Source organism: Brotonthovivens ammoniilytica (assembly GCF_025566885.1).
GTDB lineage: Bacteria > Bacillota > Clostridia > Lachnospirales > Lachnospiraceae > Brotonthovivens > Brotonthovivens ammoniilytica.
Genome location: NZ_JAOQJQ010000007.1, coordinates 50,283 through 66,004, shown reverse-complemented (window position 1 = coordinate 66,004; position 15,722 = coordinate 50,283). Strand labels below are relative to the sequence as shown.

Genomic DNA, 15,722 nt, shown 5'->3' with positions numbered 1-15,722 from the left:
ACAATTATGGATTTTACGGCATTTAATGAATATATGGTCTGCGAAGATGATCTGAAGATATATGAAGCGAAAGGAATTCCCCTGGGATATGATTTTTGTGTAAAGTATCCTACATACCGCGGAGCTTATCTGTGCAATATAGAAAATCTGGAAGTTATGATAGATGGAAAAATAATTCCCGGAGATGCCATTCGTTTTGGGGTGAACGGCAAATGGTTTTTCTTAAATGAGATTCCGGAATGCAGCAAGGAGTACTGGTTTACAGGAACAAAAGCAGTAATTCGGGTACTTGATGAAAATCCTTTGAATCAGGGGGAACATGAGGTTTTCATGAAGATGAAACATAAGATACCCTATACCGGTTATTTTGGAAATTATCTTATGATTACCAGTACCTGTACAAAGAAATTAAATACGAAAGGATCGTCAGATGGAAATGAAAAATAATGGTTTAAAATATGGAGTCTCCCTTTACAGTTTTGCAAATTCTTTTCATACAGGAAAAATGAATCTTGAGCAGTGTATCAAAAAAGCAAAAGATCTTGGATACCGTGGATTTACCATTGTGGCGGCTCAGATGTGCGAAGAATATCCTTATGCTGCGGATGCCTGGCTGGACCGGTTTGCTCAGATGATTTCAGATTATGATATGGATCCGGTGTGCTGGGAAGGGTATCTTGATTTTGGGATGCGCTCTGACCGTGATCTGACGCCGGAGGAAGTGATTGAATTTACAAAAAACGATATCATCTATGCCAGAAAAGCTGGTTTTCATATGATGAAAACCCAGCATTCTATTTCTCCGGAAATTTTTCAGCGGATGGCTCCATTTTGTGAAAAAATGGATGTAAAGCTCTGTATTGAAATGCACTGGCCTCATCATCCGAAAGTAGAAGTATGGCAGAAGTATTTTGATATTATGGAAAAGTCAGAGGGGTGGCTTGGCGTGTGTCCTGATACAAGTATTTTCCAGCGTTACCCCCATCAGTTACATATCAACCAGGCATTAGAAGACGGTTTTGCCCCAGAGCGTATGAACCAGGTTTTAAGTATGATAAGAACAGGAGAAACAAAGGACAGATTACTGGAATTTTGTAATTCTTCTGTGGAAACACAGTATGTGAATGAATTTTGTCCTAAATTTTCAGAATCCGCAGGGGATCTCAAAGATTTTATTCCCATGTTAAAGTATGCTCATATGATTCACGGGAAGTTTTATTATCTTGCGGATGATATCACAGATCCTTGTATTCCGTATGAGGAAATTATGCCCCTGATCAAAGAGGCAGGATATGAGGGATATTTCATTGGTGAATATGAGGGACACCACTACTCGATTCAGGAAGATGACGATATGCAGCTGAAACGTTTTCATAATCTGACCAGAAGGCTTTATGAAAATGCCTAGCAGAAAGGAACAAAAATGACAGAGTGTAAAGTCAGCAGAGTTTCACAGGTTGGGATTATTGTCACTAATCTGAAACAGGCCATAGCAAATTTTGAAAAATATCTGGGAATCAGTCAGTGGGAGTGTTTTGACGGGGCAGATCTGCCTCCTCTGGAAATCAACGGAAAGCCGGGACAGCTTAATATTAAAGGGGCCATAACCGTTTTCCCTGACAGATTTGAAATAGAGCTGATAGAGCCAACGGGAGAGGGGCCGTATATGGATTATTTAAAGAAACACGGACCGGGAGTGCACCATTTTGCAGTTATGACTCCTGACGGTAACAGTCTGTTTCAGGAGCTTTTGGATGCACAGAAGGCAGAAGGAAAAAAACTGTGGATTCATGCAAAACAGATTCATGCTAAAGACCGCAGAGGGATGGACTTCGCATACCTGGATTTGGTAGAGGAAATGGGTTCCATTGTGGAAATCTATAATGAAATAAGAGATTAAATCAAAGGACAGGGAAATATGTAAATGCAATCATCTTATTTCTCTGTCCTTTCCTGGGGTGAAGCTTCTGATAAAATTTTATTTGGTGAACCGTGCTCATCACATTTATAGAAATGATGTTTCCTTAGTACAAACAGACTTTCTTCCATAGACAGTTTCTGCTGTATGCTGTGATCTGAGTCTGTGGATTCTCTAGTATGAGAAAATAATTGTTTGTGCTGTCTGCGGAATTCAGAAGGGGTCATATGATACATAATATCAAACTGCTTGTTCAGATATTTACTGTCTGAAAAACCGCTGGCAATACAGATATCAATAATTTTCAGGTTTGTGTTGCGCATCAGATAGATGGCGTGTTCCAGCCGCAGAGTATTGACATATGACTGAAAGGACTGATTCAGATGCTTTTTAAAAAAGTGAGATAAATAAGTAGGGGTCAGCCCCTCTTGCAGGGCGATTTTATTAAGTTCCAGCTTTTCTGTATAGTGCTGCTTTATATAGGCCAGGATCCGTTCCATCCGGTTTTCAAAATTCAGAGCAGTTACCCTTTCTTCCTCAGAAATAAAACTGTGGGGTACAGATTGCAGGAAATAGTCAAAGAGCCGGTTTACATCACTGATACAGCGGAATTCAAATCCAAGCTTCTGGCCGAAGTAATTGTAAGCAATATGGAAACATACGTCCTGCATTTCTTTCAGTTCCTTTTGAGGAACCACAGCATTCAGATCTGAGGTACAGAAACGAAGGTTTGTAATATTCGGAAAATAATTCTGACAGAATGTGACATCAATCTGTGTGACCAGTACAAGACAAAGGGAGGTCTTTGCATAACAGGAATGAATCTGATAGGGGTTAAATAATGCCATTTCCCCGGAAGATAATGTAAAGGATTGGTCAACCGTATCAATCTTAAGACTTCCTTCTACCACATATAAAACCTCCAGATCCGAATGGATATGAGCGGTGGAATATGTGATGTCCAATATAAAGAAATTAAGTTTGCTGATGGTGTTATGTTCAATGATTTCAATCTTCCTGTTTTTGTAAGGGGGCATACGTGTTCCTCCGGTAAAAGGTTGTTAAAAGAATTATACCTTTGATAAAAAATAACGTCAAGATTAGAAGAAAATAGATAGAGAAGGAGCGTAATTATGAGCAAAGGAAAACTGACAAAAATAGTACATCTTGGAATTATGGTGGAAGATGTTTATAAAGCAGCCGAATTATATGAAAGAGAATACGGAATTGGTCCATGGAAATACGAAGTTGTGGAAAAAGTGTTTGCCAACAAGATTGTAAATGGGAGAAAGGGCGGCATTCATATGATTACCGCGGTATGCGATTGTCTTGGAATTGAATTAGAGCTTTTTGCCCCAAAAGAAAATGATGAGGTGTTTTCTGACTGGTTAAAGCTGCATGGCCCTATGATGCATCACATTGGTTTTGCATCCCAGGAAACCTTTGGGGAGGCTCTTGCACATGCCAGACAGATTTCCGGCAGAAAACCTTATCTGGATATAAAAATGGAAGATGGAGTGACTCCCATGCTTGCTTATGCGGATCTGCAAAAGGAGATGGGCATCTTAATGGAAATTCATAATGAAGAAAATTCAGATGGAAGGTAGAAAAAATATGACACAGAAGATTGTAGTGGCAGGGCATATCTGTCTGGATATCGCACCCGCATTTTTAAATGATAAAGGCTGTGAAATCACAAATCTGTTTTGCCCGGGAGGTTTAAGCGAGGTTGGAAGTGCAGATATCCATATAGGGGGAAGTGTGGCCAATACAGGGCTTGCATTAAAGATGCTCGGAGCTTTTGTATGTCTGATGAGCAAAATCGGCCATGATCATTTTGGCTCCATTGTAAAAGAGCAGCTAAACAAATTTGCCGAGGTTGATCATATTATGGAGGATCCGGATGGCAGTACATCATATTCTGTGGTATTGGCGCCCAAAGGGATTGACAGGATGTTTCTGCACCATCCAGGGACGAATCATACATTTTCCGGCAGTGACCTTGACTATGACGAGATTAAAGGGGCAGGGCTGTTTCATTTCGGTTATCCGCCGCTGATGAAAAAGATATATCAAAGGGATGGGGAAGAGCTGCTTAGCATATTTCAGCGGGTAAAAAGCCTTGGAGTGGCAACTTCGCTGGATATGGCTGCTGTAGATCAGCGGTCAGAGGCGGCCAAGGCTGACTGGGAGAAGATTATAAAAAGAGTTATACCCTATGTGGACTTTTTTCTGCCCAGTATAGAAGAACTGGCTTTTATGATTGACAGGCAGCAGTATGACAGCTGGAAAAAGAGAGCAGATGGAGGGGACATTACTTCTGTTCTGCGTTTGTCTGAAATTGAAAAACTGGCAGACCGCTTACTGGACTGGGGCGCCAATATTGTATTAATAAAATGCGGGGCGGCCGGATTGTATCTGGCTGTGGGTGGAGAAAAACGCCTGAAAAAAACAGGTATTATAAAAGATGTCCGGCAGTGGGCGGACAAACGTCATTTTGAATATTCATATAAACCCCATGGGATTTTATCAGGGACCGGTGCCGGAGATACAAGTATCGCAGCATTTCTGCAGGCTGTTATGTCCGGATATTCATGGGAGGACTGCTTGAAGCTGGCAGCGGCCACGGGAGCTTCCTGTGTGGAATCATACGATGCGGTTTCCAATTTAAAGTCTCTGGAAGAACAGATGCAGCGGATAGAAAAAGGATGGGAGAAACAGTATCTGCTTTTGCCAAAATCAGATTAGGAATCATATGCCCCGCGGCGGCTGTATAGCTGCTGCGGGGCATGTTATTATAATTCCTTTAAATAAATATTCAGATGTTTAATCTTAACAATATCCAAAAGTGACTCCTGATCCAGGTTTCCCTGAACAGAAGCAATATACCGTTTTCTGGGGTGTTCCTCACATCCGATCCAATAGTTGAGATAACTTGGATCTTCTTCATCTACTTCGATTTCCACATACAGACGAAGCTCTGTGCCATTTGGATCAATGGCAGGATAATTTAAGTAAAAGCGTCTCATTTCCTTTCGGCTTTCCGATTTAAAATAAGAGGCAGCAGAAGCCTCTTCGTCTCCGATAAGTTCTGCAAATGCATTTGGTTTCATAAGCTGCTCTTTAATAAAATCCGGGATCATGTCCGGATCGGTAATAGGTTTATTTGTGCTCATGTATACTTCCTCCGATTTGTATTATCAGGAATTATTATAGCGGAAATTGAGGAAAATAGCCAGAAGGGAAATATGGGGCTTGAGCAGAGGTTTTTTAGTGATTAAGAAGAAGGAATGAAGTGGTGCATAGAAAAATAATGCTGAAAAATCTGATCTTATCTCTGTACTTTGCGATTGACTGTTGTTATAATATACTTGCATAACTCCCAAGAAAATAACAAAGTATAATATTGATTTTTCCGGGGAATAGTAAAAGTATGGAGGTGCATTTATGGCTATTGTAAGCGATGAACAGGTTATTAAGGTGTTGCGTAAGTATAATCCATGGTGGCTCAACCCAGCGGCAATAAAGGATGAGTGTAAACCGCAAAAACGACTTGCGTACGATGAAGCACTCAGAATAATGAAACATAATACGATACGTCGGTTTGCCGTACTGTCCGGAGCGAGACGTGTGGGGAAGACAACAATTATGTATCAGATGATAAATAACCTGATTGAAAACGGAATAAATACCAGAAATATTTTGTATGTATCTTTTGATAATCCAATTGTAAAATTAGTCAATGTGGAAATGGTACTTTCTATTTATGAATCGCTTTATCCAATTCAGGGGACACGTTATATTTTTTTTGATGAAATTCAATATACGGAACATTGGGAATTGTGGATGAAAGTTATTTATGACAGCAGAAAAGATATTCGTCTAACTGCAACGGGATCGGCGAGTCCAATACTGGAAAAGGGGGCGGCGGATAGTGGGACGGGAAGATGGAATGTTTTGAAAATACCGACAATGTCGTTTTACGAGTATTGCCGTTTGTTACAGCTTGAGGAACCGGTTCTGCCTGATAAACTTCGAATTACAAAGCTGATTAAAATGAGTAAAGCACAGCTGGGAGATTTAATGGCCAGATTTGCATCCTTAGAGGGACATTTTAATCGCTACTTAATGATAGGAGGTTTTCCGGAGCTTGTATTGTCTGATGATGATATTTATGCACAAAGGATGCTGCGTGAGGATGTGGTAGATAAAGTTATTAAGCGGGATGTGCTTACTTTATTTAATATTCGGAGTCCACTTTTGATGGAAAAATTGTTTTTATATCTTTGTATGAATTCTACTGAGATTTTCAGCGTGACAACGGCAGCTAAGGAATTAGAAAATACTTCTGTTGCTACCATTGACAGTTATATTGAAGCCCTTGAAATGTCTAATCTTCTTTATCTGGCAAAACCAATGAATGTAGGAAGCAAAGGGGCATTAAAAGGAAAACCAAAAATTTTTATTGCAGATGCAGCTATCCGCAATGCAGTATTGATGATTGACGATGTGCTGTCAGATGAAAAAGAACTGGGAGCTATGGTAGAAACTACTGTATATAAACATATTGTGTCTTTTTATCAGGGAAGCACGGCGCAACTGGGGTATTTTAGAAAGGCAAAGGATAATCAGAAAGAGGTTGATGTGGTGGTGGAGCTGCCTCGTGAGAAAATTCTTTGTGAAGTTAAATACCGCAATAATTCTCATATCCCTGCCACGGATGCTATTGTGGAATTATGTAAAGATGAAAAGTCAAAGATTACAAATGCCTTTCTTATTACGAAGCAATTAGATGATTTTGGTGTTACCAGACATGAAACAAAAGTGCCTGTTTTTCGAGTACCTGCAATTGCGTTTTTGTATTTGCTGGGGAAGGCCGAGGCTGATGGGCAAAACGGAAGAATGTAGTATTAAAAAGATTTGAAAATGATGTTTATTTTTTGTTATTATATAAACAAGAAAGTACCCTAATAGTTCAATACAGCTTTTTTGTGTGTCTTACTATCAGGGTACAGTTTTTTCTTTTCCTTTTATAACAGATTAATTATTTTTCTCAGCTTCTGCCATTTTCATAGCCCGGACTTTTAAAGGAAGTCCAAAGAGTGTGATAAATCCTTCTGCGTCATGGTGGTCATAAAGTTCTCCTGTTGTGAAGCTTGCTAAAGACTCACTGTAGAGAGTGTGTGGGGAAGTGGTTCCAGCTTTGATAATGTTGCCTTTGTAAAGTTTGAATTTCACTTCACCGGTTACATATTTCTGTGTGGATTCCACAAAAGCCTGAACTGCTTCTCTAAGAGGGGTAAACCATTTTCCTTCATAGCAGATCTGAGCCATTTTGTTGCCCATGTCTTTTTTTACTTCCATGGTAGCGCGGTCAAGAACAAGTTCTTCTAACTGCTGATGTGCTTCCATAAGAATGGTTCCCCCCGGTGTTTCATAAACACCCCGGGATTTCATTCCTACCACACGGTTTTCTACGATATCAATGATACCGATACCGTGTTTGCCGCCTAAACGGTTTAACTCACGGATAATATCGGAAACCTTCATTTCTTTTCCGTTTACAGTTTTTGGAACGCCTGCTTCGAAGGTCATTGTTACATATTCGCCTTCTTCCGGAGCTTTTTCAGGTGTTACGCCTAAAACTAATACATGATCATAGTTTGGCTCAACAGCCGGATCCTCCAGTTCCAGTCCCTCGTGGCTGATATGCCATAAGTTACGGTCGCGGCTGTAGCTGCTGTCAGCAGAAAACGGAAGGTCGATACCGTGAGCTTTACAGTATTCGATTTCTTCTTCACGGGACTGCATGGTCCATGCGTCCTGACGCCATGCTGCAATGATTTTTAAATCCGGAGCCAGAGCTTTGATACCAAGCTCGAAACGAATCTGGTCATTTCCTTTGCCGGTAGCGCCGTGGCAGATTGCAGTAGCGCCTTCTTTTCTTGCGATTTCAACTAATTTTTTTGCGATTCCCGGGCGGGCCATAGAGGTTCCCAGTAAATATTTATTTTCATATACTGCGCCGGCCTGAACACATGGAACAATATAGTCGTCGCAGAATTCATCTGTAATATCCTCAATATATAATTTGGATGCGCCGGATAATTTTGCTCTTTCTTCCAGACCGTCTAATTCCTCTTCCTGTCCGCAGTCTACGCAGCAGCAGATGACTTCATAATCGTAATTTTCTTTCAGCCATGGGATAATTGCGGTTGTATCAAGTCCGCCTGAATAAGCTAAAACAACTTTTTCTTTCATAACAAGATTCCTTCCTTTATGTATATAGAATTTTTTCGTCTTACAGGAAAGCGTGAAAGCTGCCTGTGAAATAACCGGGCGCTGTGCCCCGGTAAATCCATCCGGTGTTTCATCGTCCGGACTAGAGAACTACAGATAATATACTACAAATTAAATTTTGGCGCAAGTGAAAAAATATACATATATCATACATAAATATACAATATCCTGTACAAAGAGTACAGAAATAAAAAAATGAAAGAAAATCCTTTAAATATATGAAGAAGTGTGATATATTTACTATTGTTTTTTAACTGTGGAGTATTGTTGTTGTTTTTATACAGTTAAAAATGAATAATTATGCATTATAAATGTATAAATGAATAAATCGCGGACAGGAACCGGGAAAAGAGGTCTTTAAAATGATAAAAGCAGGAATTATCGGAGCCACAGGGTATGCGGGAGCAGAGCTGGTGCGGCTTTTGCTGGGGCATAAAGAAGTGGAAATCAAATGGTATGGATCCAGAAGTTATATTGACCAGAAATATGCTTCTGTATATCAGAATATGTTTCAGCTGGTGGATGCATCCTGTATGGATGATAATCTGAATGAACTTGCAAAACAGGTAGATGTAATTTTTACGGCGACGCCCCAGGGATTTTTAGCATCTGTTTTAACAGAGGAGATTTTAAAGCAGGTAAAAATAGTAGATTTAAGCGCCGATTACAGAATTAAGGATGCAGCTGTTTATGAAAAATGGTACGGTATTGAACATAAAAGTCCGCAGTTTATAGAAGAAGCAGTTTACGGACTTTGTGAAATAAACAGAGAAAAGGTAAAAGGAGCCAGGCTGGTAGCTAATCCGGGCTGCTATACCACGTGTTCTATTTTGACAGCTTATCCACTGGTAAAAGAAGGACTGATTGATCCGGATACTCTGATTGTGGATGCGAAATCAGGTACTTCAGGGGCCGGAAGAGGAGCTAAGGTTTCAAATTTGTTTTGTGAAGTAAATGAAAATATGAAAGCATATGGTGTGGCATCCCACCGCCATACTCCGGAGATCGAGGAGCAGCTGGGTTATGCGGCGGGAAGGGAAATTGTAATTAATTTTACCCCCCATCTGGTACCTATGAACCGGGGAATTCTGGCAACAGAGTATGCTTCCCTGAAACGAAAAGCAGATGGGAGTCTGCCTTCCTCAGAAGAGATCCGGGCTGTTTATGATAAATATTATGCAGAAGAAAAATTTGTCCGGGTTCTTGATGCGGGGGTTGTTCCGGAAACCAAATGGGTGGAAGGCAGCAATTTTGTAGATATTAATTTTAAAATAGATGAGAGAACCGGACGGATTATTATGATGGGAGCTTTGGACAATCTTGTAAAAGGGGCTGCCGGTCAGGCAGTGCAGAATATGAATCTGCTGTTTGGCCTAAAAGAGTCAGAAGGACTTGAACTGGTACCTATGTTCCCGTAAGGAGGAAGAGGATGGAAATAAAAATCCGGCCGATGACCATAGCAGATTATGACTGTGTATTTGAGATATGGAAAACCATCAGGGGATTTGGCTTAAGATCTTTAGATGATTCCAGGGAGGGAACCAGGCGTTTTCTGAAAAGAAATCCAACTACCAGCATGGTAGCGGAAGCGGATGGTAAAATCGTAGGTTCTATATTGTGCGGACACGACGGCCGCAGCGGCTGCTTTTATCATGTCTGCGTAAAAGAAGAATACCGGAAACACGGGATCGGGAAACAAATGGCTACAGCAGCCATGCGTGCGCTCCAGGCGGAGCATATTAATAAAGTGAACCTGATTGCATTTAAGAAAAATGAAGTGGGAAATGTGTTTTGGGAGCATGTAGGCTGGACAAAGCGCAGTGATATTAATTACTTTGAGTTTGGGCTGAATGAAGAAAATATTACAAAGTTTAATGAGTAAAATAATACAGATGTAAGCTGATAGAATAAAAATTGCTGTACGGATTAAGCTGTGAAGTAAAAAAGATTTATCGGATGTTAACGGAATATTATAAAGAGGAAGAAAAGAGGTATTATTTCATGGAAGAGAAAAATATGGCCGAAGTTCTTGAAAAAGCAGAGGTATTAATTGAAGCGCTGCCCTATATTCAGCGTTTTAACAGAAAAATTATTGTTGTGAAATACGGCGGAAGCGCCATGATTGACGAGGAATTAAAAAAACATGTCATTCAGGATGTGACGCTGTTAAAGCTGGTTGGATTTAAGCCTATTATTGTACACGGAGGCGGAAAAGAGATCAGTAAATGGGTGGAAAAATCCGGAATGGAACCTGTTTTTATCAATGGTCTTCGAAAAACAGATGAAGCTACCATGGAAATTGCGGAAATGGTATTAAACCGCGTGGGCAAATCCCTTGTAACGCTGGTGGAAGAGCTGGGAGTAAAAGCCATCAGTATCAGCGGCAAGGATGGCGGCCTGTTAAAGGTACAGAAAAAATACAGCCAGGGAAAAGATATCGGCTATGTAGGTGAAATTACAGAGGTAGATCCCAAAATTCTTTATGATCTGCTGGAAAAAGATTTTCTTCCGATTGTATGCCCTATTGGTCTTGATGAGCAGTTTGACACTTACAATATTAATGCGGATGATGCGGCGTGTGCCATTGCAAAAGCCGTTCAGGCAGAAAAACTGGCATTTTTAACAGATATTGAAGGTGTATATAAAGATCCCCAGGACAAGAACAGTCTGATTTCAGAGCTGACAGTGAATGAGGCAAAGGAGCTTTTAGCTTCCGGAAATATCGGCGGCGGAATGCTTCCAAAATTAAACAGCTGTATTGATGCAATTATGAATGGCGTTTCGAGGGTACATATTCTGGACGGACGGATTGCTCACTGTCTGCTTCTTGAGATCTTTACAAATAAAGGTATCGGAACGGCCATTTTAGGAGAAAAGGAGACGAAGTTTTATCATGAATAAACAGGAATATATGAATTGCGCAGAAGAAGAGCTTTTGCATACCTATAACCGTTTTCCGGTGGTGCTGGAAAGGGGAGAAGGTGTGTATCTGTACGACACTGACGGAAAAAAATATCTGGATTTTGCAGCAGGCATTGCGGTAAGCGCCTTTGGATACGGGAAAAAAGAGTATAATGATGCTTTAAAAGCACAGATTGATAAGGTGATTCATACCTCTAATTTATACTATAATACTCCTGTAATTGAAGCCGCCAAAAAAGCGCTGGCAGCCTCCGGAATGGACCGGATCTTTTTTACCAACAGTGGAACAGAAGCCATTGAAGGAGCCATGAAGGCAGCTAAAAAGTATGCTTATACAAGAGACGGACATGCAGGACATGAGATTATTGCTATGAATCATGCGTTTCATGGAAGAAGTCTTGGAGCACTGTCTATTACGGGAACCAGGCATTATCAGGAACCTTTTGAACCGCTGATTCCCGGAGTGCGTTTTGCCGAATATAATGATCTGGACAGTGTAAAAAAACAGATTACAGAGAAAACCTGCGCCATTTTTCTTGAGACAGTACAGGGAGAGGGCGGTATTTATCCGGCAGAGAAAGAGTTTATAGAAGGAATCCGAAAAATTTGTGATGAACATGATATTTTGATGGTGACGGATGAAATTCAGTGCGGTATGGGGCGTACCGGAAAAATGTTTGCATGGCAGCATTATGATGTAAAGCCTGACATTATGACCTGTGCAAAAGCCTTTGGATGCGGTGTTCCTGTGGGAGCATTTTTAATGACGGAAAAAGCAGCAGAGAAGTCTTTAGTGCCGGGAGACCACGGAACAACCTATGGAGGAAATCCATTGGTGGGAGCGGCAGTCAGCACGGTTTTTGACCTGATGGAAAAAGAAAACATTCTGGAACATGTGCAGGAGGTTGCGCCATACCTGGAACATGCGCTGGACGCTCTGGTGGAAAAATATGAATTTGTATCAGCAAGACGGGGACTTGGACTGATGCAGGGGCTTGTACTTAACGTTCCGGTTGGAAAGGCTGCAGCGAAAGCTCTGGAGGAGGGGCTGATAATAATTACTGCAGGATCTGATGTTCTTCGGTTTGTTCCGCCGCTGATTATTGAAAAAAGCCACGTGGATGAGATGGCAGAGAAGCTTGATAAAGTATTTGCACAAATAGAAGCGTAAAACAACAGGATGTTTCAGATGTAAGCTTCTGTAAAACATGTATAAATCTTCCAATCACAGGAAAACCTATCAGAAAGTAAAATTTTTGGAGGCAGCTATGATTGGAATTTTTATTGCTATTTTATCGGGAGCCTGTATGAGTGTACAGGGTGTATTTAATACAGGAGTAACGAAATCCACCAGCCTGTGGGTTTCTAACAGCTGGGTACAGGCCACGGCTCTGGTGGTCTGTATTATCGGCTGGCTGGTGACAGGGAGAGATCAGTTTTCATTATTATTTAAAGTCCAGCCAAAGTACATGCTTTTAGGAGGTGTGATCGGGGCGCTGATTACATTGACTGTTATCAAAAGCATGTCTATGCTGGGGCCGGCCAAGGCGGTGCTTTTTATTGTCATTGCACAGATAGCCTTTGCCTATCTGATTGAGGTGCTTGGGTGGTTTGGAACAGAAAAAGCAGATTTTTCTATACAAAAGATCATCGGACTGGCGGTAGCCATCGGAGGTATTCTTATTTTTCAATGGGAAAGATCCTCATAAATGGCTGCGGGCATATAATGATTCACATTTCATAAATTGCACTTGTAATAAATTTAAAAGTCAGATATGATGAAAATATGCGGTGCTGAGAGACTCTTTTATTGTCAGAACAGATGATAAAGGAGGGCGCGCAAAAATGCAGAAAAAAATGCTTGGGTTGTTTGTGGCAGCAGTATTTTTTCTGTCTTCGGGATGTTCCTGGAACAGGGAAGTACTGCTGGAAACAGAGGTTTCCCAGGAAGAGCTGGAACAGTCAGATGAGAACAAGAAGGCTGAGGATGAAACGGAAGCGGAGGATACCAAAGAGATTTATGTTTATATCTGCGGAGAGGTGAAACGTCCGGGGGTATATGCTGTTTCCGGCGGGGAACGGATTTTCAGACTGGTGGAGCTGGCAGGAGGACTTACGGACCAGGCGGATATCAGCGCAGTGAACCAGGCCCAGCAGCTTTCAGACGGACAGATGGTTCGTATTCCTTCCATAGAAGAAGCAGAAAAGCAGGCAGATGGGGAAACGAAAGTGGAGGCATCTGACGGGAAGGTAAACATTAATCTGGCAGATGCTGCAAAGCTGACTTCCCTTACCGGCATCGGACAGGGCAAAGCAGAAAGTATCATCAGATACCGAGAAGAGCACGGAAGTTTTAAAAAGATAGAAGATATTATGAATGTGGAAGGCATCAAAGAAGGGACCTTCGAAAAGATCAAAGACCATATTACAGTGTAGAGAGGTGTGGACATGGCAAAGAAAGTACTTGTGGTAGATGACGAAAAATTAATTGTGAAAGGGATCCGGTTCAGTCTGATTCAGGATGGAATGGAAGTGGACTGTGCATATGACGGAGAGGAAGCACTGGCAATGGCAAAGGAAAATGAGTATGATATCATTCTGCTTGATGTAATGCTTCCGAAAATGGACGGATTTGAAGTCTGCCAGCAGATTCGTGATTTTTCTGCAGTTCCTATTGTCATGCTCACAGCAAAAGGCGATGATATGGATAAAATTCTGGGACTGGAATACGGCGCGGATGATTATATTACGAAACCCTTTAATATCCTTGAGGTTAAAGCACGGATCAAAGCAATTATGCGCCGGGTGAGCAAACCGGAAGAGAAAAAGGAAGATCCAAATGTCATTGAAAATGGTGATATTAAGATTGACTGCGAGAGCAGAAGACTGTTTATTCTTGGAAAAGAGATTAATCTGACCGCCAAGGAGTTTGACCTGATGGAACTGCTTATGAAAAATCCGAATAAAGTATACAGCCGTGAGAATCTTTTGAATCTTGTCTGGGGCTATGAATATCCGGGAGATGTACGGACTGTGGATGTTCATGTGAGACGTCTTCGTGAAAAGGTAGAAAAGAATCCAAGCGAGCCAAAGTATGTACATACAAAATGGGGTGTAGGATACTATTATCAGTCTGAGAAATAGGTGTTATTTTATGTTTAAATATTTGTACCGTTTTGTAATAAGTTTGAGATTCCGATTTTTTATCCTGTTGTTTATTTTTGGTTTTGCCCCCAGTTTTCTGCTGAGGGCAGCTCTTTTAAATACTTATGAGGAACGTGCAGTGGAGCTGAGGACGGCTGAGATTTCCAGTCAAGCCCAGCTTTTTGCAACACAGCTGGCAGGCAGTAATTATCTGGAAGATACAATGTCAGAAGAGTTAAACGCTCAGCTGACCCAGTTATCTAACTTGTATGACGGACGTGTGATGTTGATTAATAATGTTTTTCGGGTGGTCAAGGATACATATAACCTGGACCAGGACAAAACCATTCTTTCAGAAGAAGTCATTCGTGCTTATCAGGGGGAGCTGGTTACAAAGTATGATTCCGAGAACCGTTATATCGAACTTACAGTTCCTCTTACAGATGAAAAAAATAAAGAAACACTTGGGGTTATGCTGATCAGCGTCTCTACAGACAGCATACTTACTATGCTGGATGATTTGAAAAATACATATCTTGCCATACAGGTAGTCTTAGGGATTATTATATTTGTATTTGGATTTGCCATTTCCATGCGTCTTGTGCGGCCCTTCAGCAAACTTACAAAATCTATTAATGATGTGCAGTCCGGCTATGCGGATGAATTTATGAAAGTCAATTCCTTTACGGAAACTGCATTGATATCAGAGGCCTGCAAAAAAATGCTGGAGAGGATGCAGCTTCTTGATAGTTCCAGACAGGAGTTTGTTTCCAATGTGTCCCATGAATTAAAGACACCCCTGACTTCCATGAAAGTACTTGCAGATTCCTTAAACGGACAGGAAGATGTACCGGTGGAGCTTTACAAGGAATTTATGCAGGATATCGGGGAAGAAATTGACAGAGAAAATAAAATCATCAACGATCTGCTTTCACTTGTAAAAATGGATAAGTCGGCCTCCGATATGAATATTGAGACTATGAATATCAACGAACTGCTGGAACTGATTATGAAGCGGCTGCGGCCCATTGCCAAAAAAGCAGATGTGGAACTGGTTTTAGAAAGCTTTCGTCCGGTTTCGGCGGAAGTGGACGAAGTAAAGCTCTCACTGGCTCTTTCTAATCTAATAGAGAATGCCATTAAGTATAATAATCCGGAAGGCTGGGTTCACGTTTCACTGAATGCAGATTACCAGAATTTTTATGTGAAAGTGGAGGATAACGGAATTGGGATTCCGCCGGATTCCCAGGCCCATATTTTTGAACGTTTTTACCGCGTGGATAAGTCCCACTCCAGAGAGATCGGAGGGACCGGACTTGGTCTTGCCATTACAAGAAATGCGGTAATTATGCACAGAGGTGCCATTAAAGTTCACAGTATAGAAGGAGAGGGGACAACCTTTATTGTCCGGATACCGTTAAATTATATTGAGGGATAG

Annotated in this window: 17 protein-coding genes; 14 read left to right on the top strand and 3 right to left on the bottom strand. The window is 41.1% G+C overall.

Translation table 11 applies throughout. From position 1 onward, the window contains the following. Positions 1-6 precede the first annotated feature (6 nt). The 3 genes from OCV88_RS14065 to OCV88_RS14055 are packed head-to-tail and all read left to right on the top strand — an operon-like array spanning position 7 to position 1,900. Entirely contained in the window at positions 7-447 is a 441-nt protein-coding gene (locus tag OCV88_RS14065) for a C-glycoside deglycosidase beta subunit domain-containing protein (RefSeq protein WP_158426080.1), read from the top strand. Next, positions 431-1,408: a sugar phosphate isomerase/epimerase family protein gene (locus OCV88_RS14060; protein WP_158426079.1), complete on the top strand. Its 978-nt coding sequence runs from the start codon at positions 431-433 to the stop codon at positions 1,406-1,408. The genes OCV88_RS14065 and OCV88_RS14060 overlap by 17 nt, the downstream gene beginning before the upstream one ends. A 15-nt stretch (positions 1,409-1,423) precedes the next feature. After that, positions 1,424-1,900, top strand: coding sequence for a VOC family protein (locus tag OCV88_RS14055; protein ID WP_158426078.1), 477 nt, complete (start codon positions 1,424-1,426; stop codon positions 1,898-1,900). 35 nt (positions 1,901-1,935) lie between these two features. Here the strand turns inward: OCV88_RS14055 and OCV88_RS14050 are convergent, their stop codons facing one another. Further along, positions 1,936-2,955, bottom strand: coding sequence for an AraC family transcriptional regulator (locus tag OCV88_RS14050; RefSeq protein WP_158426077.1), 1,020 nt, complete (start codon positions 2,953-2,955; stop codon positions 1,936-1,938). Between the two features lie 96 nt (positions 2,956-3,051). Between OCV88_RS14050 and OCV88_RS14045 the strand changes: the two genes are divergently transcribed. Continuing rightward, positions 3,052-3,525 (top strand): VOC family protein, encoded by a 474-nt coding sequence (locus tag OCV88_RS14045; RefSeq protein ID WP_158426076.1) that lies wholly within the window; start codon positions 3,052-3,054, stop codon positions 3,523-3,525. Further along, on the top strand, positions 3,515-4,666 hold the full coding sequence (locus tag OCV88_RS14040) for a carbohydrate kinase family protein (RefSeq protein ID WP_262591370.1): 1,152 nt from the start codon (positions 3,515-3,517) through the stop codon (positions 4,664-4,666). Before OCV88_RS14045 ends, OCV88_RS14040 begins: the two co-directional genes overlap by 11 nt. Before the next feature lie 47 nt (positions 4,667-4,713). Here the strand turns inward: OCV88_RS14040 and OCV88_RS14035 are convergent, their stop codons facing one another. Then, positions 4,714-5,094, bottom strand: coding sequence for a hypothetical protein (locus OCV88_RS14035; protein WP_158426075.1), 381 nt, complete (start codon positions 5,092-5,094; stop codon positions 4,714-4,716). A 271-nt stretch (positions 5,095-5,365) separates the two neighbouring features. Here OCV88_RS14035 and OCV88_RS14030 point away from each other — a divergent pair, with 271 nt between their 5' ends. Continuing rightward, complete coding sequence (locus OCV88_RS14030; RefSeq protein WP_158426074.1) at positions 5,366-6,826, top strand: ATP-binding protein; 1,461 nt, start codon at positions 5,366-5,368, stop codon at positions 6,824-6,826. A gap of 132 nt (positions 6,827-6,958) precedes the next feature. Here OCV88_RS14030 and OCV88_RS14025 read toward each other — a convergent pair whose 3' ends face one another. Next, the gene (locus OCV88_RS14025) at positions 6,959-8,179 is read right to left on the bottom strand and encodes an argininosuccinate synthase (RefSeq protein WP_158426073.1); all 1,221 of its coding nucleotides are present in this window, start codon (positions 8,177-8,179) and stop codon (positions 6,959-6,961) included. A gap of 401 nt (positions 8,180-8,580) precedes the next feature. On the opposite strand from OCV88_RS14025, the gene argC reads away from it, so the two are divergent. The 8 genes from argC to OCV88_RS13985 all read left to right on the top strand — a co-directional run bounded on the left by argC (position 8,581) and on the right by OCV88_RS13985 (position 15,722). Next, positions 8,581-9,636, top strand: coding sequence for an N-acetyl-gamma-glutamyl-phosphate reductase (gene argC / locus OCV88_RS14020; RefSeq protein ID WP_158426072.1), 1,056 nt, complete (start codon positions 8,581-8,583; stop codon positions 9,634-9,636). An 11-nt stretch (positions 9,637-9,647) separates the two neighbouring features. Then, positions 9,648-10,100: a GNAT family N-acetyltransferase gene (locus tag OCV88_RS14015; RefSeq protein ID WP_158426071.1), complete on the top strand. Its 453-nt coding sequence runs from the start codon at positions 9,648-9,650 to the stop codon at positions 10,098-10,100. Between the two features lie 119 nt (positions 10,101-10,219). After that, positions 10,220-11,119: an acetylglutamate kinase gene (gene argB / locus OCV88_RS14010; protein ID WP_158426070.1), complete on the top strand. Its 900-nt coding sequence runs from the start codon at positions 10,220-10,222 to the stop codon at positions 11,117-11,119. Continuing rightward, the gene (locus OCV88_RS14005) at positions 11,112-12,311 is read left to right on the top strand and encodes an aspartate aminotransferase family protein (RefSeq protein ID WP_158426069.1); all 1,200 of its coding nucleotides are present in this window, start codon (positions 11,112-11,114) and stop codon (positions 12,309-12,311) included. Before argB ends, OCV88_RS14005 begins: the two co-directional genes overlap by 8 nt. 97 nt (positions 12,312-12,408) lie before the next feature. Next, complete coding sequence (locus tag OCV88_RS14000; RefSeq protein ID WP_158426068.1) at positions 12,409-12,849, top strand: DMT family transporter; 441 nt, start codon at positions 12,409-12,411, stop codon at positions 12,847-12,849. A 136-nt stretch (positions 12,850-12,985) separates the two neighbouring features. Next, the gene (locus OCV88_RS13995; RefSeq protein WP_158426067.1) at positions 12,986-13,576 is read left to right on the top strand and encodes a helix-hairpin-helix domain-containing protein; all 591 of its coding nucleotides are present in this window, start codon (positions 12,986-12,988) and stop codon (positions 13,574-13,576) included. A gap of 12 nt (positions 13,577-13,588) precedes the next feature. Continuing rightward, entirely contained in the window at positions 13,589-14,284 is a 696-nt protein-coding gene (locus tag OCV88_RS13990) for a response regulator transcription factor (protein WP_158426066.1), read from the top strand. A gap of 10 nt (positions 14,285-14,294) precedes the next feature. Further along, a complete protein-coding gene (locus OCV88_RS13985) occupies positions 14,295-15,722 on the top strand; it encodes a sensor histidine kinase (protein ID WP_158426065.1) in 1,428 nt (475 codons plus the stop codon).